The sequence below is a fragment of the Modestobacter sp. VKM Ac-2985 genome, from assembly GCF_026967925.1.
Taxonomy (GTDB): Bacteria; Actinomycetota; Actinomycetes; order Mycobacteriales; family Geodermatophilaceae; genus Modestobacter.
Genome location: NZ_JAPVBI010000002.1, coordinates 634,044 through 651,617 on the forward strand (window position 1 = coordinate 634,044; position 17,574 = coordinate 651,617).

The following is a 17,574-nucleotide window of genomic DNA, read 5'->3' on the forward strand; positions in this document are numbered from 1 at the left end:
CGCGCTCAGCGGGTCCCGGTCACCGACACCCGCTCCGGCGACCTCAGTAGGGTCGGCGAGATGAACGCCCCTGCTCCGGCCCACCCCGACCGCGACCGGCTGCGCGAGCTCATCGTCGACCTCGCCGTCGTGCACGGGAAGGTCACGCTCTCCTCCGGCCAGGAGGCCGACTGGTACATCGACCTGCGCCGGGTGACGCTGCACCACGAGGCCGCCCCGCTGGTGGGCCGGGTGATGCGCCAGCTCACCGGCGACCTGCGCTACGACGTGGTCGGTGGGCTGACCCTGGGCGCCGACCCGGTCGCCACCGCGATGCTGCACGCCGCCGCGGGCGGCGAGGGGTTCCTGGACGCCTGCGTGGTGCGCAAGGCGACCAAGACGCACGGGATGCAGCGGCGGATCGAGGGGCCCGACGTCGCCGGCCGCACGGTGCTGGTCGTCGAGGACGTCTCCACCACCGGGAGCAGCCCGCTCGCCGCCGTGGCGGCGCTGCAGGAGGCCGGTGCCGAGGTGCTGGGCGTGGCCGTGATCGTCGACCGCGGCGCCCGCGCGGCCGTCGAGGCGGCCGGCCTGGAGTACCGCGCGGCGTTCGAGCTCGCCGACCTCGGGCTCTCCTGATCGTCAGGCCCCGCTCCGGGAGGGCACCGCAGCCGCGTCAGGGCCGTACGGTGACCGGGTGACCGCCCTCACGACGACGTGGGTCCGCGAGCTCCAGGACGCTCTGGGCCCGGACAGCGTGCTCACCGACCCCGACGTCACCGCCGCCTACGCGCGGGACCAGGCGATGCTGGCCGAGGCCGGGCTGCCGGCCGCGGTGGCGCTGCCGCGCAGCACCGAGGAGGTGTCGGCGGTGCTGCGGCTGGCCAGCCGGCACGGGATCCCGGTGGTGCCGCGCGGCGCCGGTTCGGGGCTGGTCGGCGCGGCCAACGCGGTCGACGGGTGCATCACGCTGGCGCTGACCCGGATGGACGCCGTCCTGGAGGTCGCACCGGCCGACCGGCTCGCCGTCGTCCAGGCCGGCGTGGTGAACAAGACGCTGCGCGACGCCGTCCGGGAGCACGGGCTGTTCTACCCACCCGACCCGGCCAGCTACGACTGGTGCACCCTCGGCGGCAACCTGGCGATGAACTCCGGCGGGCTGTGCTGCGTCAAGTACGGGGTCACCACCGACTACGTGCTCGGCCTGGAGGTCGTTCTCGCCGACGGCCGGGTGCTGCGCACCGGACGGCGCACGGTGAAGGGCGTCGCCGGCTACGACCTGGCCCGGCTGTTCGTCGGTTCCGAGGGCACCCTGGGCGTGATCACCGAGGCGACGCTGGCCCTGCGCCCCGCCCCGCAGCCGCCGGTCACGCTGGTCGCCAGCTTCGGCACGAGCGCGCAGACCGGCCAGGTCGTCGAGCGGGTGGTCACCAGCGGCCTGGTGCCGAGCATGCTCGAGGTGATGGACCGCACCTGCATCCGCGCGGTCGACGACCTGATGAAGGCCGACCTGGACCGTGACGCGGCGGCGCTGCTGCTGGCCCAGTCCGACAGCGGCGGCGACGTGGCCCTCGCCGAGATCGCCGCGCTGACCCGGCTGTGCGAGGAGGCCGGCGCGGACTTCGTGCACTCCACGGACGACCCGGCCGAGGGCGACCTGCTGATGACCGCCCGGCGGATGGCGCTGCCGGCGCTGGAGCGGCTGGGCAGCAGCCTGCTCCTCGACGACGTCGCCGTCCCGCGGTCGCGGGTGGCCACCTTCATCGACGGCTGCGACGCCATCGCCGCCTCCGCCGGGCTGGTGATCGGGGTCGTCGGGCACGCCGGTGACGGCAACATGCACCCGACCGTCGTGTTCGACGGCGCCGACCCCGACCAGTGCACCCGGGCCTACGCCGCCTTCGACGCCATCCTGGAGCTCGGGCTGTCCCTCGGCGGGACCATCACCGGCGAGCACGGCGTCGGCACGATCAAGGCCGACTGGCTGGAGCGGGAGATCGGACCGGTGTCCCTCTCCGTGCACCAGGCGATCAAGCACGCGCTCGACCCGGCGGGGCTGCTGAACCCCGGGAAGATGTTCCGCCGGGCCGCCGCCGGCGACCTGGCCGCCGTCTCGGGGCTCCTCGGCGCCTGAGGCGACCGGCGGTGGGAGGCTGCGGGGCATGACCGAGCGACTGGTGGTGGTCGGCGGCGACGCGGCCGGGATGTCGGCGGCCGCCCAGGCCCGGCGCCTGCGCACGGCGGCCGACCTGGAGATCGTCGTCCTGGAGCAGAGCGACGTCGTCTCCTACTCCGCCTGCGGCATCCCCTACTGGGTCGCCGGGCAGGTGAGCGACCGGGACGACCTGATCGCCCGGACGCCGGCCGAGTTCGCCGCCAGCGACATCACCGTGCACACCGGGACGCGGGCCGAGGCGATCGACCTGGACGCCGGGGTGGTGCACGCCGGCGGGGGCGCGCGGTTCGGCTACGACCGGCTGGTCGTGGCCACCGGGGGACGGCCCACCCGCCCCCCGATCCCCGGACTGGACGCCCCCGGGGTGTTCGGCGTGCACCGGCTGGACGACGGCGCGGCGGTCCGGGCGGCGATCGACGCGCTGCCCACCGACCGGCCACGGCGCGGGCTGGTCCTCGGTGGTGGCTACATCGGGCTGGAGATGGCCGAGGCCCTGCAGTGCCGGGGTCTGGAGGTCACCGTCGTCCTCGCCGACCCGCTGCCGATGCAGCTGCTCGACGCCGACATGGGCCAGCGGGTCTGCGACGGCCTGGAGGCCATGGGCATGACCGTGCACACCGACCAGGCGGTGCGCGAGGTGCTCCTGGACCCGGACGGCCGGGCCTGCGGGGTGCGCACCGACGTCGGCACGTACGAGGCCGACCTGATCGTCCTCGGGCTGGGCATGGGGCCCGAGGCGTCGCTGGCGGCCGAGGCCGGGCTGGCGATCGGGCCGACCGGCGCGGTCGACGTCGACCGGAGCCAGCGCTGCCGGGACCACCCGGAGGTCTTCGCCGCCGGCGACTGCGCGCAGACGTTCCACCGGGTCACCGGCGAGGTCGCGCACGTCGCGCTGGGCACGCACGCCAACAAGCAGGGCCGGGTCGCCGGCTCGGTGATCGGTGGCCGGCCCGCCCGGTTCGCCGGGGTGCTCGGCACCGCGGTGACCAAGGTGGGGGAGCTGGAGATCGGGCGGACCGGGCTGTGCACCACCCAGGCCGAGGACGCCGGGTTCGCCTACCGCACCGACGTCATCGAGGCGACCACCCGGGCCGGCTACTTCCCGGGCGCGGAGCAGATCGCGGTCAAGCTGGTCACCGAGGCCGGCTCGGGGCAGCTGCTCGGGGCGCAGGTGGTGGGCGGGCCGGGGTCGGGCAAGCGGATCGACGTGCTGGCCACGGCGATCTGGGCGGGGTTGACCGCCGAGGAGCTGGCCGGCAGCGACCTCTCCTACGCCCCGCCGTTCTCGCCCACCTACGACCCGGTGGTGGTCGCCGCCCGCGCCGTCAGCCGCATCGAGCAGGGCTGACCGGGGGCCGGGCGCCCCACCGGTGACCACCCGGCGCGATACTGACCGCGAGCAGAGCCGCCGGTCCCGACGTCAGGAGAGCACCGCATGCCCATCGCGACCCCCGAGGTCTACGCCGACATGATCACCCGGGCGAAGGAGGGCGGGTTCGCCTACCCGGCGATCAACTGCACCTCGTCCGAGACGGTCAACGCCGCGCTGCGCGGCTTCGCCGACGCCGGCAGTGACGGGATCATCCAGTTCTCCACCGGGGGTGCGGAGTTCGGCTCGGGCACCCGGGTCAAGGACATGGTGACCGGTGCGGTGGCGCTGGCCGAGTTCGCCCACGTGGTCGCCGCGAAGTACCCGGTCAACGTCGCGCTGCACACCGACCACTGCCCCAAGGACAAGCTGGACAGCTACGTACGCCCGCTGATCGCCGTCTCCCAGGAGCGGGTCGACGCCGGCCAGGAGCCGCTGTTCCAGTCGCACATGTGGGACGGCTCGGCCATCGAGCTGACCGAGAACCTGGAGATCGGCCAGGAGCTCATCGAGAAGTGCGCCGCGGCCAAGATCGTGCTCGAGGTGGAGATCGGCGTCGTCGGCGGCGAGGAGGACGGCGTCGCCCACGAGATCAACGAGAAGCTCTACACCGCCGACGGTGACTTCGTCCGCACGGCCGAGGCCCTCGGGCTCGGGGAGAAGGGCGTCTACCTGCTGGCGGCGACCTTCGGGAACGTGCACGGGGTCTACAAGCCGGGCAACGTGAAGCTCCGCCCCGACGTGCTCCAGCGCGGGCAGGCCGTCGTCGCGGAGCAGTTCGGCCTCGGCGAGGGCGCCAAGCCGTTCAACCTGGTGTTCCACGGCGGTTCGGGTTCTGCGCTCGAGGAGATCCGCGAGGCGCTGTCCTACGGCGTGGTGAAGATGAACGTCGACACCGACACCCAGTACGCGCTGACCCGGGCGATCGCCGGCCACATGTTCAGCAACTACGACGGCGTCCTCAAGGTCGACGGCGAGGTCGGGGTCAAGAAGACCTACGACCCGCGCACCTACATGAAGCTGGCCGAGGTGAGCATGGCCGACCGGATCGTGGAGGCCTGCGAGCACCTGCTCTCCGCCGGCCAGTCGCAGGCGGGCTGAGCCGTGACCCACGCACACCGCAACCTGCTCGGCGAGCCGGCACCCACCCTGCTGCCGGGGATCCCCGCGGCCGACGACGCGCTGGCCGCCGGCGCCGACCCGGCGGAGGTCGCCGCCGGGCACCCCACCTCCAGCGCCGCCTGGGCCGCCCTGGCCGAGACCGCGCTGGAGGCCGGTCGGACCATCGAGGCCTACGCCTACGCCCGCACCGGGTACCACCGCGGGCTGGACGCGCTGCGCCGCAACGGCTGGAAGGGCTACGGCCCCGTGCCGTGGTCGCACGAGCCGAACCGCGGGTTCCTGCGCTGCGTCACCGTGCTGGCCACGGCGGCCGGGCGGATCGGCGAGGTCGACGAGCAGGAGCGCTGCACCCAGCTGCTGCGCGACTGCGACCCCACGCTGGCCCCCTGACGCAGCACCCTGCTGCCGACTGAGCAGTTCGGGTCGCTCCCCGCGGCGTGTCCGCGCGGGTCGGCGACCACGACTGCTCAGTCAGCGCGGCCACAGGCAGGGCGCCCGGGGCGAGATACGGATCATGATCGTCCTGATGCCGAGACCCGGCGGTCTCGTTAGCGTCAAGATCCAGTCGGCGCCACGGGGCGCCGCCTCGACAAGAGAGGCAGGCCATGGCCACCTTGCTCTGGATCCTCGCCGTCGTCCTGGTCGTCGCCGGGGTCGTCGCGATCGTCCGCAAGCAGATCATCTGGGGGATCGTGCTGATCGTCCTCGGGCTGCTGGTCGGCCCCGGAGGCGTCAGCGTCTTCACCTGAGCTGCCCCCGGTGGGGCCGAGAGGCATCTCGGCCCCACCGGGGGAGTCAGGGCACCAGGATCGCGCGGCCGCGGACCCGGCCGGCGTCGAGGTCGTCGATCGCCGACTGGAAATCCGTCAGCGCGTACTTCGCGGTGTGCAGCGTGACCTTCTGCTGCGCCGCCAGCGCCATCAGGTCGACCAGGTCGTCGTAGCTCCCGACCAGGTTGCCCAGCACGTTGATCTCCGCCGACACCAGGTCGATCGTCGGCACGTCGACGTTCTCCCCGTACCCGACGACCAGGTAGTCCCCGGCCCGCCGGGTCATCGCCAGGCCCTCCTTGGTGGAGCCGCCCTCGCCGACGAAGTCGATGACCACCTCGGCGCCGTGCCCACCGGTGAGCTCGCGCACCTGCTCGACCTGGCTGCCGTCGGCGACGATCCCCCGGTCGGCGCCGATCGACTCGGCCAGCTTCACCGCCTCGGGGTTGCGGTCGACCACGATCAGCTCGGCCGGCGAGAGCGCCTTGAGCACCTGGATGCCGATGTGCCCGAGCCCGCCGGCGCCGATCATGACGCACCGGAATCCCGGCCGCAGCCGGCGGGCCGCCTTGGCCACCGCGTGGTAGGCGGTGAGCCCGGCGTCCGCCAGGGCCGCGACGTCCGCGGGCTCCAGCGAGTCGTCGATCCGCACCACGCTGCGGGCCGTGGTCTTCAGGTACTCGGCGTACCCGCCGTCGCTGTCGATGCCGGGGAACTGCGAGTTCTCGCAGTGCACGTCGTCCCCGGACCGGCAGGCGCGGCACAGCCCGCAGGTCACCAGCGGGTGCAGGATCACCTTGTCGCCCTCGGCGACGTGGCTGACGGCGCTGCCCACGGCCGCCACCCAGCCGGCGTTCTCGTGCCCGATCGTGTACGGCAGCGTGACCTGGGACTTCTCCGCCCACTGCCCTTCCAGGATGTGCAGGTCGGTGCGGCAGACCCCGGCGCCGCCGATCTTCACTATGACGTCGTGCGGGCCGGTGACCTCCGGCTGCGGGACGTCGTCCAGCCGGAGCGGCTCTTGGTACCCGGTGACGCGGACGGCTCTCATGACAGGACCTCCAGGGGGAGCAGGGAACGGGAGTCGGCGTCCGGCCGGGGCGACTGGTCGGCCTCGGCGCCGGGGTAGCGGGTGGCCAGCAGGCCGCGGCAGAAGTGCGCGTTGCCGTCGACGGAGATGCGCACCGACCGCGCCCGCCGCAGGAACAGGGCGGCGTCGGCCGGGGACGGGCGGGTGCCGTCGGCGGCGACCAGCACCGCGGCGCCCGGGTCGGTCGGCAGGCCGAGGGTGGCCCGCCGGCGCCGCAGCGCACCGGTGGTCGGCTCGTCCGGGGGGAGGTCGCCGAGGGTGGTGTGCAGCAGGTCCGCCTCGGTGCGCGAGCGGTCGGCGCGCAGCAGGGCGGTCAGCGCCCGCTCCATCGCCGCGGTGTGCGCCTTGCGGTGGAAGGTGGCCCGCAGCTCGTCGAGCGACTCCTCCGCCTCGTGCCCGAACGTGCCCCGGTACCCGGCCCCCGCGGCCAGGCCGCGGTTGATCAGGTCGGAGTCGTGGTGGTCGTCGAGCTCCACCACCACCCGGCCGACCCTGGGGACGGCGGAGACCGCGTCGTGGGCGTCGGCGCACATCAGCCAGGCGAAGTTCGGGGCGCAGAACGACGTCGGAAGCCGCAGGTGCACCTCGACGTCCGCGCCCCGGACGGCCACCGACCGGACGAAGCCGAGGTCGGTGACCGGCTCGTCGAGCTCCGGGTCGACGACGCTGCCCAGCGCAGCACGGACCTGCGCCTCCGTCACCACCGCCGTCAGGGTCGCCGTCATCAGGACATCGCCAGGTCGGCGGCGTCCGGCTGGCGGGGCCCGGTGGCCGGCTCGTCGGCGTCGGGCAGCCGCAGGTGCTCGGGCACCGGGATGTCGTAGAGCTTCGCGGCGTTGAGCCCGAGCACCTTCTTCTTCACGTCGGTGGTCAGCGGCGCGTACTCGGCCAGGTCCTCCGGGATCTGGAAGTCCACGAACCGCTCGACCAGCCAGGTCGGGGTCCAGAGCGCGTAGTCGCTGGAGAACAGGATCCGGTCCTCGCCGAGCCAGTAGACGAGCTCGCCCATGATCTGGGCGAAGTACCGCGGCCGGGTGTGGATGAACGGGATCGCCACCGCCAGACCCGCGTGCACGTTGGGCTCCTGGGTGGCGATCCAGCAGAAGTCCTCCAGCCGGGGCAGCCCGCAGTGCTCGACGATGAAGTTGAGGTCGGTGAAGTCGGTGGCCACGTGGTCGACGTCGGCGACGTCGAAGGCATCCCGGTCCAGCGGTCGGATCGTCGGGCCCTTGTGGATGTGGATGTTCCGGATCCCGAGCTCGCGGCAGACCTCCAGGTAGCGGTAGGCCATCGGGTCGGTGAGCTTCCAGCCGCGGGACTCCCCGTGCCAGTCGGCCGTGTAGAGCTTCACGCCCGTGAGCCCGAAGCGTTCGGCGTCCGCACGCAGCTGGTCCAGGCCGTTCTCCCCGTCCCGCGGGTCCCACCAGTGGTTGTAGGTGAGCTGGTCCGGGTGGGCCTGGGTGAGGGCGAACGCCTCCTCGGTCTGACCGAACCCCCGGTGGTAGAACTCGCCGAGCCGGGCCGGCTGGAAGATCGCGTGGTCGACGATGCCGTTGCCGAAGACGTCGCGCATCAGCCGCTCGCCGCCCTGGTAGAGGTACTCCTCGTACGGCCAGACCTCGGACTCGGGGCTGAGGTTGCGGTGGTAGTCGTAGAAGCAGTCGATGAACTGCTTGCCGTGCACGTTCCGCTGGTTCTCCGGTCGCGCGTCCCACAGCGCGATGTGCGCGTCCACCACGAAGTAGTCGACGCCGTCCTTGCTGTACATGGGTCCTCCTCGACTCCCTCCCGCCCGCGTCGTTGCGGGCCGGAGCACCTCGGGATCGACGGTAGGTGTGGCATGGACCACAATGAGGGGGTCTGCTGTCTCACTTTGAGACACCTGGGGCCCGGGTCCGCCGCCGGCCGCAGCCGCGCCCCGTCGACACCCGCAGCTCCGCTCGCCAGCGTCCCGAGGAGGGCCGCCGTGTCACCTCCACCTCCGGACCGGCTGCGGCCGGCCGGTGCAGCGGGGCTCGACCGGCCGAGCAGCGCTGCGCGGGTCCGTGCCTCCTGGCAGCGCAGCGAGCGCTACGGGGTCACCCCGGAGGAGGTGGTGCCGGTCTACGTCGACGGGGTGCCGACCGACTCGCTGTTCTACGAGTGCGGTGCGGAGGTGGTCCGTGGGCTGCACGGCACCCTGGCCGGTGAACCGGTCGGTTTCATGCTGACCGACCCGCAGGGGCTCGTCCTGGCCCGCTGGTGCGACGACGAGACGATCAACCGCTCGCTGGACCGCGTGCACCTGGCGCCGGGCTTCTACTTCGGCGAGCAGACCGCGGGCACCAACGGGCTCGGCCTCGCTCTCGCCGACCGGGTGCCGACCCTGGTCCACGGTCCGGAGCACTACGTCGCGCCGCTGCGCCGCTACACCTGCGCCGCCGTGCCGGTCCTGGACCCGCGCACCGGTGGGCTGGTGGGCAGCATCAACCTCACCACCTGGTCCGACGCCTCCTCGGAGCTGTTGCTGGCGCTGGCCCAGGCCGCCGCGGGGAACACCGCGGCGCTGATGCAGGTGCGGGCCGGTGGCCAGCTGCTCCGTGCGGCGCCGCGCGGGGAGGTGTTCCACGTGCTGACCGGCCGGCTCGTCGACGGCGCAGCCGACGACCCGTGCGTGTCCCCGGCCTGGCAGGCGGCCGTGGGGGCGGTGCGCGACACGGTCACCGGCGGCCGGCTCGTCGCCGTGGTCGGCGAGCCGGGTGCCGGGCGGACGACGGCGACCTCGCTGGCCCGCCGCGCCACCGGCCTGCGGGAACGGGTGCTGGTCGCCCGGCCACCCGAGCCGGCCGAGGTCGGCGAGTGGCTCACCCTGTGGACGCCGGAGCTGCACGCGCCGGACACCTGCGTCGTGGTCGCCGAGGCCGACACCCTCCCGGTCTGGGCGGCCGAGCAACTGGCCGCGGAGGTCGCCGCCGTCCCGACGACCACGGGCGCGCCGGGGCCCCTGGTGCTCACCGGCTCCTCCTTCACCGCCCTCCCCGGCCCGCTGGCCGCACTGGTGGAGGCGGTCGTCGAGGTGCCCGCCCTGCGTGACCGGCCCGCCGACGTCGAGCCGCTGGCCCGGGCCTTCGCCCGGCAGCTCCGGCACCGCGACGTCGAGTTCACCGCGCGTGCGCTGCGGGCACTGGCCGCGCACGGCTGGCCGGGCAACGTGCGGGAGCTGCGGGCGGCGGTGCGTGCGGCCGCCGCCCGGACCGACCTCGTCGACGTCGCGCACCTGCCGCCCGGGGTGCTGTCCGACGGCAGCCGGACGCTCGGCCGACTGGAGCAGCTGGAGCGGGACGAGATCGTGCGCTGCCTGAGCCGCCCCGGGACGACGGTGGTGCACGCCGCCGCCGAACTGGGCCTGTCCCGGGCCACCCTCTACCGCAAGATCGCCCAGTACCGGATCACCGTGTAGCCCGCGACCGCCCGCTCAGCGGTCGTGCTCGGCGGCCCGCAGCGAGTCGCTGAGCCGGGAGAGCTCGTCCCCGCCGGCGACCAGCCGGGTGAGGTCGTGCACGTCGACGTCCTCCCGGGTCAGGTCACCGGCCACCCGCCCCCCGCCGAGCAGCAGGAAGCGGTCGCCGACCAGGTGGGCGTGCTGCGGGCTGTGGGTCACGAACAGCACGGCGAGCCCGGCGTCGCGGGCGGCCACCACCGACTGCAGCACCAGCGCCCGCTGGGCCACCGTCATCGGCGCGGTCGGCTCGTCGATGACCAGGGCGCGGGCGCCGAAGTGCAGGGCGCGGGCGATGGCCAGGCTCTGTCGCTCACCGGCCTGCAGCGCGCTCGCGGCCTGGCCGGGGTCGAGCCCCGGGACGCCCACCCGGGCCATCGCCCGGGTGGTGACCTCCTCGGCCCGTCCGACGTCCAGCCGCCGGAACGGCCACAGCCCGCGGGTCGGTTCGGCGCCGAGGAAGAAGTTCCGCCAGACCGACATCAGCGGTGCGATGGCCAGGTCCTGCCAGACCGTGGCGATCCCGCAGGCGCGGGCTCGCCGCGGGGACCGGAAGCGCTCCGGCCGGCCGTCGACCAGCAGCTCGCCCTCGGCCGGCTGTTGCAGGCCGGAGAGGACGGCGACCAGCGTCGACTTGCCCGAGCCGTTCTCCCCGAGCACGCAGACCACCTCACCCGCCCGCAGGGCCAGCGACACCCGGGACAGCGCCGGCACGCTGCCGAAGCGCACCGTCACGCCCCGCAGCTCCAGCACCGGTGCGGGGGAGCCGTGCGGGGAGAGGTCGGCGGCCGTGCTCACGAGCGGGGCACCGTGCGCAGCCGGCGGCGGACCACGCCGTTGACCAGCAGCGCGACCAGCAGCAACAGGCCGAGGAAGGCCTGGAACCAGCGCGGGTCCCAGTCGGCCAGCGAGAGGCCCTCCCGGGCCACGGCGTAGAGCAGCGCCCCCAGCGCCGCGCCCACGGTCGAGCCGTACCCGCCGGTGAGCAGGCAGCCGCCGATCACCGCCACCACGATGAACTCGATCTCGGTGCCCAGCGCCGGGTCCACCTGCACGCCACCGAGCCGGACCAGCGCCAGCGTGCCGATCAGCCAGCCGGCGGCGGCAGTGCCCAGGAACAGCAGCACCGTGGTGCGCGCCACCGGGACGCCGAGCTCCTGGGCCGCCCGGCTGGCGCCGCCGCTGGCGAAGACGGCGTTGCCGAAGCGGGTGCGCCACAGCAGCCAGGTGGTCAGCAGGGTGGCCAGCACCCACCACAGCAGCGAGATGCGGAACCGTCCGTCACCCAGCTGCGCGGTGGCCCCGAACACCGCCAGCGCCGACTCCCAGCCCGGTGACCCCGCGAGGCCGGTGACCCGCGAGGAGCCCGCGATCGCGGCGGCCCCGGCGAGCGAGGCGCCCTGCAGCACGAGGAAGGTCGCCAGGGTCACCAGGAAGCTGGGCAGCCCCGTGGTGACCACCAGCAGCCCGTTGGCCGCCCCGACCAGCAGGGCGGCGAGCAGGGACACCAGCAGGGCCGGCCAGATGCCGAGACCCAGCTGGGTCACCAGGAGGGCGGTCACCAGGCTGCTGCCCACCGCGACGACCCCGATCGAGAGGTCGAACTGACCGGCGACCAGCAGCAGCGCGACCGCCACGCCCCCGATCCCCAGCGGGGCAGCGATGTCGAGCACGGTGGCCAGGCCGCCGGAGCTGATCAGCTCCGGCGCCTGCAGCCCGAAGAAGACGGCGAGCACGAGCACCCCGAACAGCGCGCCGACGCCGGGGCGGGCGAGCAGCCGGTCCAGCACCCGGCGACCGGCCGAGCGGGGGACGGCGGGCGTCGCCGGGCCGAAGCCGGTCAGTCGCTCGCCGGTCGACGGCGGCGCGGCCGAGAAGGGGTGGAGGGGTGGCACGGCGACGCGAGACCTCCTCGAGCGGGGCGGAGACCCCAGTGTCCACGATCTCCGGCGGCCGGACCGCCGCCCGTCAGGGGCGCAGGCGCCAGCGCACCCGGTCGTCGGCGTACCAGGTCCACTTCGTGACCTGACGGTCGAACGGCACGCCGTCCCGGCTGACCTGGGCCGGGTCCGACGCCATCTGCAGGGCCCGGCCGTGCGCCCGGCGCACCGGCCGCAGCGGCAGGGTCACCACCGCCACGCGGATCCGGTCCACCGCCGTCCAGTCCGGTCGCACGTCGATCCGGGTGATCGGACCGTCGGCGACCCGGGTGTCGTCGCAGTGGGCGCGGGCGCCGAACCGGCGGGCCAGCGCGCGTCGGGGCGCACCGTGCGCGGTCACCAGGCCGGTGTGCAGCAGCACCCCGCCGTGGTCGTCGCGGACCAGCGGCAGCTCGCGCTCGGCCCCGGTGCCGACGCCCAGGGAGCGCGCCAGACCGGCGGACGCCGGGTCGTCGGCGGGCTGCCAGCTCACCGGTACCGCGGGCAGCCGCTCGGTCTTCCACAACCGGGTCAGCACCGCCGACAGCGCGGGCACCGGGCCCAGCACGTGCACCGCGTCGGCGCCGTCCACCACCGAGGCGACGTGCCGGCGCGACGGCGGTTGGACCGCCGCCAGGCCGCGCAGGTCGAGCTGAGTCGCGGGCATGCCGATACCCTGCCACCTGGCCAGCCGGGAACCGCCGGTGTCTTGGGCAGACGCGACGAACGAGGAGAACCCCCCGATGCCGGCAGTCGTGCTGATCGGCGCCCAGTGGGGCGACGAGGGCAAGGGCAAGGCGACCGACCTGCTGGGCGGCCGCGTCCCGTACGTCGTCCGCTACCAGGGCGGCAACAACGCCGGGCACACCGTGATCACGCCCGACGGTGAGAAGTACGCGCTGCACCTGATCCCCAGCGGGATCCTCACCCCGGGTTGCACGCCGGTCATCGGCAACGGCGTGGTCATCGACCCCGAGGTGCTCATCGGCGAGCTCGCCGGCCTGGAGGAGCGCGGGGTGGACACCTCGCGCCTGGTGATCTCCTCCGACGCGCACCTGATCATGCCGCACCACCGCGCCCTGGACCGGGTCACCGAGCGCTTCCTCGGCCAGCGCAAGATCGGCACCACCGGCCGCGGCATCGGCCCGGCCTACGGCGACAAGGTCGCCCGCAACGGCATCCGGGTGCAGGACCTGCTCGACCTGTCGATCCTGCGGCAGAAGCTCGAGGGCACGCTGCAGGAGAAGAACCAGATCCTGGTCAAGGTCTACAACCGCAAGGCCATCGACGTCGACGAGGTCGTCGAGGAGTACGCCGGGTACGCCGAGCAGCTGAAGCACCGGATCGTCGACACCCGGCTGCTGCTGGGCAAGGCCCTCGACGCCGGTGAGTGGGTGCTGCTGGAGGGCTCACAGGGCACCCTGCTGGACGTCGACCACGGCACCTATCCGTTCGTGACGTCGTCCAACCCGACCGCCGGCGGTGCGGCCGTCGGCGCCGGCGTCGGCCCCACCCGGATCGAGCGGGTCGTCGGCATCCTCAAGGCCTACACGACCCGGGTCGGCTCCGGCCCGTTCCCGACCGAGCTGCACGACCAGTGGGGCGAGTACCTCCGCAAGCACGGCGGCGAGGTCGGCGTGACCACCGGCCGCGACCGGCGCTGCGGCTGGTTCGACGCCGTCGTCGCCCGCTACGCCAGCCGGGTCAACGGCATCACCGACTACTTCCTCACCAAGCTCGACGTCCTCTCCGGGCTGGAGACGGTGCCGATCTGCGTCGCCTACGACGTCGACGGCGTGCGGCACGACGAGATGCCGATGACGCAGACCGACTTCCACCACGCGAAGCCGATCTACGAGGAGATGCCCGGCTGGTTCGAGGACATCACGGCCTGCCGCCGCTTCGAGGAGCTGCCGGCCAACGCGCAGGCCTACGTGCGCCGGCTCGAGGAGCTCTCCGGTGCGCGGGTCAGCGTCATCGGCGTGGGCCCCGGGCGGGACGAGAACGTCGTCCTGCACGATCTGATCTGAGGTCCCCCGCCGTCGGGTTCCTCAGCCGGCGACCCGCTAGCCCAAACGGGTGACACGCCGACGACGCGCGGCTCGCCGGGATTGACCGGCGGGTGTGATTCGAGCAGTTGTGTCAGTGCGTGCGTGCATGCTTGGGTCGTTGCGAGGTCACAGGCCGCGAGCGGTTGAAGCCGCTGCAGCCGTTGGGGCGGCGAGCGCAGCTGGGACGACACGCGGATAGTGTTGGTCAAGACCGAAGGAGCCAATGGAGAAGATGACTGCCTCAGCGATCGACCGGTCAAGCATCACGCCCGACCGCCGTCTGGATCGGGGATGGGATCCCCGAGCGGCCGAGCGAGCCGCCGAGGAGCGCGAAGACCGCGCCCGGGGTCTTGCGCTGCGCCTAGTTGGACCAACTGGTAATGAGTCCGCCGCCGACATCTTGGAGCAGGTCGCGGCCGAGACGAGTCCTGATGCAGCTGCTGCGGCCATTGTCGGCCTTCTCTCTGAGGGGCGCCTCACGCTCACGGGCGACCACCGGCTCCGGCCTCTCTTCTAGTACGCCATCCACGAGTCCAAAGCGGACTGGCCGGTTCGGCCGCGGAGTCGGCCGTGCATGTCGATGGCCTGGGCCTCGGTCAACATCGCGATGTAGTCCGCCACGCAGCGTGCTGCCCGCGCCGTCTCATCTAGGTAGGTCTCGTTCCCGACTTCCTCCTCCGAAGCTGACCACAGGTCGAGCAGCCGCTTCGGTATCCGGTAGGGCTCGCGGTCTGCGTGGGCCCGCGGAAGCCACTCGAGCAGGTCGTCGAACAGCTCTCCCACCAGCCGGCGGTTGCCCTCCTGCATGGTCGCGAGAGCCGGGTCGTGGATGACGTAGTACCACGGCAGCTGCTTAAGCATCTTCACTGCGTACAGCGTCTGCGAAGGAACCCGCACCGGCTCATGCAGGTCGCCCACTCGGACGGCGCCGATGAAGCTGTTGATCATTTCGCCCGAGGCCTGCTGGAGGGCTGCCAAGTCCCCGGCGGTCCCCCGGTAGTACTTGGACCGGCTGAGGAACGTCTTGCCGACGAAGCGGAACGACTCCTCCGCCCGCTCCGGGTCGAATGACGAATCGCGCGGCGAGAGCTGGTTGGTCGCTGCCGCGACGAACCGCGTCATCTCCCGGCCGTCGGGGTCCAGCAGCCTGGCGATCGGGACCCTTCCAGCGCGCAGGAAGTCCTCCAGGTCGTGCACCGCGTAGGTCACGTCGTCAGCCCAGTCCATTACGGCAGCTTCCAGGCTCTTCGCGCCCTCCTCGCTGCCCTCCCGCGCGTCGTCGAACGCTCGCCGCTCAGTGGGGTACGCGTTCCACTTGAAGTGAGACCCGGTCTGCCCCTCAGGGCGGAGCCGTGGGTACTTGATCAGCCCGTTCAACGTGCGGGCCTGGAGATCGAGCCCCGGGGTGGCGTAATTGCCGCCCCGCAACAGCTTGGTGACCAGTCGGAACGTCTGGGCATTGCCCTCGAACCCGTCGAGACCGTGCTTCTCGCACCGCTCGTTCAGGACGGTCTCGCCGACATGGCCAAAGGGCGGGTGGCCGAGATCGTGCCCGAGGCCAGCCGCCTCTGCGGCCGGAACGTCGATGCCGCCCCACGGGGCCAACTTCGCCTCGCTGCCGTCGGCCCGGCTCAGGTGCTGGGCCAGCCGCCGGGCGATCTGCGCCACCTTCAGCGTGTGGGTGAGGCGGTTGTGGAACAGCGGCATCTCGCCAACCGCCACCACCTGAGTGACCCCGCCGAGCCTTCGGAAGCCGTCCGAGTAAAGGACGCGGTCGGCGTCATGCTCGGTATCGCTTCGCTTGTCAGGCGTCGACGCTTCGTCATGCGGGCTGCCTTCGGTCACCAGTGTCCCCCGATCTTGTTGAAGACGCGCACGAGGCCCATCGTGGACTCGTAGTCGAGCGAATCGCCGGTGTAGTGGACGTGCGGCAGGTGCTCCACGGCTGCCGGCATGGCCGTCGCCTTCGGGCACAGGAAGACGGTGCGGTCACCGCACAGCGCGACGGCGGCCCCGATGCGCATCAGCGACTCGTCGTCGGCCTCAGGCGGTCGCTCCAGGTTCGGCCGCAGGTCTACGACCGCCGCAGAGCAGCCGCGCATCCGTTTCATGATCTCGGGAGACAGAGCTGGCCCAGGCTCCTCCGAGGGGAAGACCGGGACGTAGCCACCGAAGGCCAGTATCTCGCCTAGCTGGCCGATCAGGGGACTGTCCACCGGGACCGACAGATACACCCTTGCCCGCGTCGCCAATACGCGTTCCGGCTCCCCGGCGCGGCGGGCTAGCGCCGCCTCAGATGCTTGAGATCCGCCGTGATGGGGCTCCAGCTGGGCCATGGTCTCCGCGAAGCTGTCCGAGAAGTGGGAGGGTGAGGTGAAGCTAGCGATCTCCTGCACGGGGCTGGCTCCTGGCGGTTTGGGGGTGGCCCCTGCGGTGAAGTCGATGCGCAGGATGGGTTGCCCATCGCCGGATCGGTCGAGCAGGTGGAAGTCGCGGACGTTGCCATTGATCACCGGGATCGCCCGCGAGATTTGCTGAGCGGGGTAGCGAGCTTCGAGCAACCGCCGCTGAAGAATGCGGTCGGGCGGCCACGGGCGTTCTGCGTACTTGCGCAGCATGTCGCCCATCAGCCGCGGCCGCTGCAGCGCCTCAAGTGCGGCCGCGTGTGCCTCCTCAGCGCTGGCCGGCAAGATCAACCGCCGTCCGAGGTCGGTAAGGCTAATCGCGTCCGCCTGTGCCCCCCCTTCCGTCAGCCCGTAGGCGACGCAGGCCGCCGTGGTGCTGCGGAACACAGAGCTAGTAGAGCTTTCGCCCATCTCCTGGGCTAGCTCTGCTGGGTCCACCGCGCGATGCGGTGCGCCGAGCCGGAGAAGGGCCTCGGGGATGGGGTAGAGGTCCAGGAGCGGGTAGAGCGGCATATCTGCCTGCGACAGCCGCGATCTCGGGCGGGCGCGGGTGGTGACCCCTGCCGCGACCGCGACCTCGATGTCATCTGACACAGCTGCTCCCCTGTTTGACCTCTCGAAGCTAGCAGGAAGCAGGAGCTGTTTCGCGCCTGTGGACGGATCGCGTTTCCGCTGGTCTACAGGCTGAATAGATACCTGTCATGACGGACTGTCGCTCCGTCGTGACAGATGACGGCGAAGACGTGCAGGTCAACGCGTTCACGGGGTGTCGGAACTAGGCGGTCCGACTGGGGGACTGGGCGGTCAGCGGGTGGTTGTGTGATCTGCATCGCAGACGCGGGCGACCTCGCGGGCTTCGGGTGATCGCTCGACCTGCTCCGACCGATGGGGCAGGCCGCACGATGCTGGCGGCATGGAAGCGCCCCGCCGCCAGGCCACCTGGCGGCGGGGCGCCGCGGTCGTGACTTGCGCCTTGAGAGGGCGATGCCAACCTCGGGCCGTATTCCGCAGGCGGCGCGCCGCCGCATAATGATTGCTCCCCGGCGGTCCGCCAGACTGGGGATCGGCGGGGGGAGTTCAGGCCCATGGCCTCAGGCGACTCGGCACGCGACTGGCTTCGCCTTGTCCGGGACGCGACCGGCACCGCGCCGCGTGACGCCCTACGGCTGAGCTGGCCCGGTGCTCCGGCCAAGATTGGGCTTCGAGCCGTCGCGG

Annotated in this window: 16 protein-coding genes; 8 read left to right on the plus strand and 8 right to left on the minus strand. The window is 72.7% G+C overall.

Going from position 1 to position 17,574, the window contains the following annotated elements; all coding sequences use genetic code 11:
- The first annotated feature begins 60 nt into the window (after window positions 1-60).
- The 6 genes from pyrE to O2V61_RS12270 all read left to right on the plus strand — a co-directional run bounded on the left by pyrE (window position 61) and on the right by O2V61_RS12270 (window position 5,395).
- On the plus strand, window positions 61-618 hold the full coding sequence (pyrE, locus tag O2V61_RS12245) for an orotate phosphoribosyltransferase (RefSeq protein ID WP_269183586.1): 558 nt from the start codon (window positions 61-63) through the stop codon (window positions 616-618).
- 58 nt (window positions 619-676) lie between these two features.
- Window positions 677-2,113: an FAD-binding oxidoreductase gene (locus O2V61_RS12250; protein WP_269183587.1), complete on the plus strand. Its 1,437-nt coding sequence runs from the start codon at window positions 677-679 to the stop codon at window positions 2,111-2,113.
- A 28-nt stretch (window positions 2,114-2,141) separates the two neighbouring features.
- Window positions 2,142-3,503, plus strand: a complete 1,362-nt coding sequence (locus tag O2V61_RS12255; protein WP_269183588.1) for an FAD-dependent oxidoreductase — start codon at window positions 2,142-2,144, stop codon at window positions 3,501-3,503.
- 87 nt (window positions 3,504-3,590) lie between these two features.
- A complete protein-coding gene (gene fbaA / locus O2V61_RS12260; RefSeq protein ID WP_269183589.1) occupies window positions 3,591-4,625 on the plus strand; it encodes a class II fructose-bisphosphate aldolase in 1,035 nt (344 codons plus the stop codon).
- A 3-nt stretch (window positions 4,626-4,628) separates the two neighbouring features.
- Window positions 4,629-5,036, plus strand: a complete 408-nt coding sequence (locus O2V61_RS12265; RefSeq protein WP_269183590.1) for a DUF3151 domain-containing protein — start codon at window positions 4,629-4,631, stop codon at window positions 5,034-5,036.
- 215 nt (window positions 5,037-5,251) lie between these two features.
- Window positions 5,252-5,395 carry a GPGG-motif small membrane protein gene (locus O2V61_RS12270; protein ID WP_269170306.1) on the plus strand — a complete coding sequence of 48 codons (144 nt, stop codon included), beginning with the start codon at window positions 5,252-5,254 and terminating at the stop codon, window positions 5,393-5,395.
- Between the two features lie 46 nt (window positions 5,396-5,441).
- Here O2V61_RS12270 and O2V61_RS12275 read toward each other — a convergent pair whose 3' ends face one another.
- From O2V61_RS12275 to O2V61_RS12285, 3 genes are read right to left on the minus strand one after another with little or no spacing between them, the layout of a single operon-like run.
- Complete coding sequence (locus tag O2V61_RS12275; RefSeq protein ID WP_269183591.1) at window positions 5,442-6,467, minus strand: NAD(P)-dependent alcohol dehydrogenase; 1,026 nt, start codon at window positions 6,465-6,467, stop codon at window positions 5,442-5,444.
- Window positions 6,464-7,231 carry an iron-sulfur cluster assembly protein gene (locus O2V61_RS12280; protein WP_269183592.1) on the minus strand — a complete coding sequence of 256 codons (768 nt, stop codon included), beginning with the start codon at window positions 7,229-7,231 and terminating at the stop codon, window positions 6,464-6,466. The genes O2V61_RS12275 and O2V61_RS12280 overlap by 4 nt, the downstream gene beginning before the upstream one ends.
- Window positions 7,231-8,274, minus strand: a complete 1,044-nt coding sequence (locus tag O2V61_RS12285; RefSeq protein ID WP_269183593.1) for an amidohydrolase family protein — start codon at window positions 8,272-8,274, stop codon at window positions 7,231-7,233. The genes O2V61_RS12280 and O2V61_RS12285 overlap by 1 nt, the downstream gene beginning before the upstream one ends.
- 198 nt (window positions 8,275-8,472) lie before the next feature.
- Between O2V61_RS12285 and O2V61_RS12290 the strand changes: the two genes are divergently transcribed.
- On the plus strand, window positions 8,473-9,945 hold the full coding sequence (locus tag O2V61_RS12290) for a helix-turn-helix domain-containing protein (protein WP_269183594.1): 1,473 nt from the start codon (window positions 8,473-8,475) through the stop codon (window positions 9,943-9,945).
- A gap of 15 nt (window positions 9,946-9,960) precedes the next feature.
- On the opposite strand, the gene O2V61_RS12295 is transcribed toward O2V61_RS12290, so the two are convergent.
- The 3 genes from O2V61_RS12295 to O2V61_RS12305 form a co-directional block, all read right to left on the minus strand.
- Window positions 9,961-10,782 (minus strand): ATP-binding cassette domain-containing protein, encoded by an 822-nt coding sequence (locus O2V61_RS12295; RefSeq protein WP_269183595.1) that lies wholly within the window; start codon window positions 10,780-10,782, stop codon window positions 9,961-9,963.
- Window positions 10,779-11,879 (minus strand): ABC transporter permease, encoded by a 1,101-nt coding sequence (locus O2V61_RS12300; RefSeq protein ID WP_269183596.1) that lies wholly within the window; start codon window positions 11,877-11,879, stop codon window positions 10,779-10,781. Before O2V61_RS12300 ends, O2V61_RS12295 begins: the two co-directional genes overlap by 4 nt.
- Before the next feature lie 73 nt (window positions 11,880-11,952).
- Window positions 11,953-12,570 (minus strand): hypothetical protein, encoded by a 618-nt coding sequence (locus O2V61_RS12305; protein WP_269183597.1) that lies wholly within the window; start codon window positions 12,568-12,570, stop codon window positions 11,953-11,955.
- A 76-nt stretch (window positions 12,571-12,646) separates the two neighbouring features.
- Here O2V61_RS12305 and O2V61_RS12310 point away from each other — a divergent pair, with 76 nt between their 5' ends.
- A complete protein-coding gene (locus O2V61_RS12310; RefSeq protein WP_269183598.1) occupies window positions 12,647-13,933 on the plus strand; it encodes an adenylosuccinate synthase in 1,287 nt (428 codons plus the stop codon).
- A 534-nt stretch (window positions 13,934-14,467) separates the two neighbouring features.
- On the opposite strand, the gene O2V61_RS12315 is transcribed toward O2V61_RS12310, so the two are convergent.
- Together O2V61_RS12315 and O2V61_RS12320 are read right to left on the minus strand one after the other, a co-directional pair.
- Complete coding sequence (locus O2V61_RS12315; protein ID WP_269183599.1) at window positions 14,468-15,799, minus strand: deoxyguanosinetriphosphate triphosphohydrolase family protein; 1,332 nt, start codon at window positions 15,797-15,799, stop codon at window positions 14,468-14,470.
- Complete coding sequence (locus O2V61_RS12320) at window positions 15,796-16,953, minus strand: hypothetical protein (protein ID WP_269183600.1); 1,158 nt, start codon at window positions 16,951-16,953, stop codon at window positions 15,796-15,798. The genes O2V61_RS12315 and O2V61_RS12320 overlap by 4 nt, the downstream gene beginning before the upstream one ends.
- Between the last annotated feature and the right edge of the window lie 621 nt (window positions 16,954-17,574).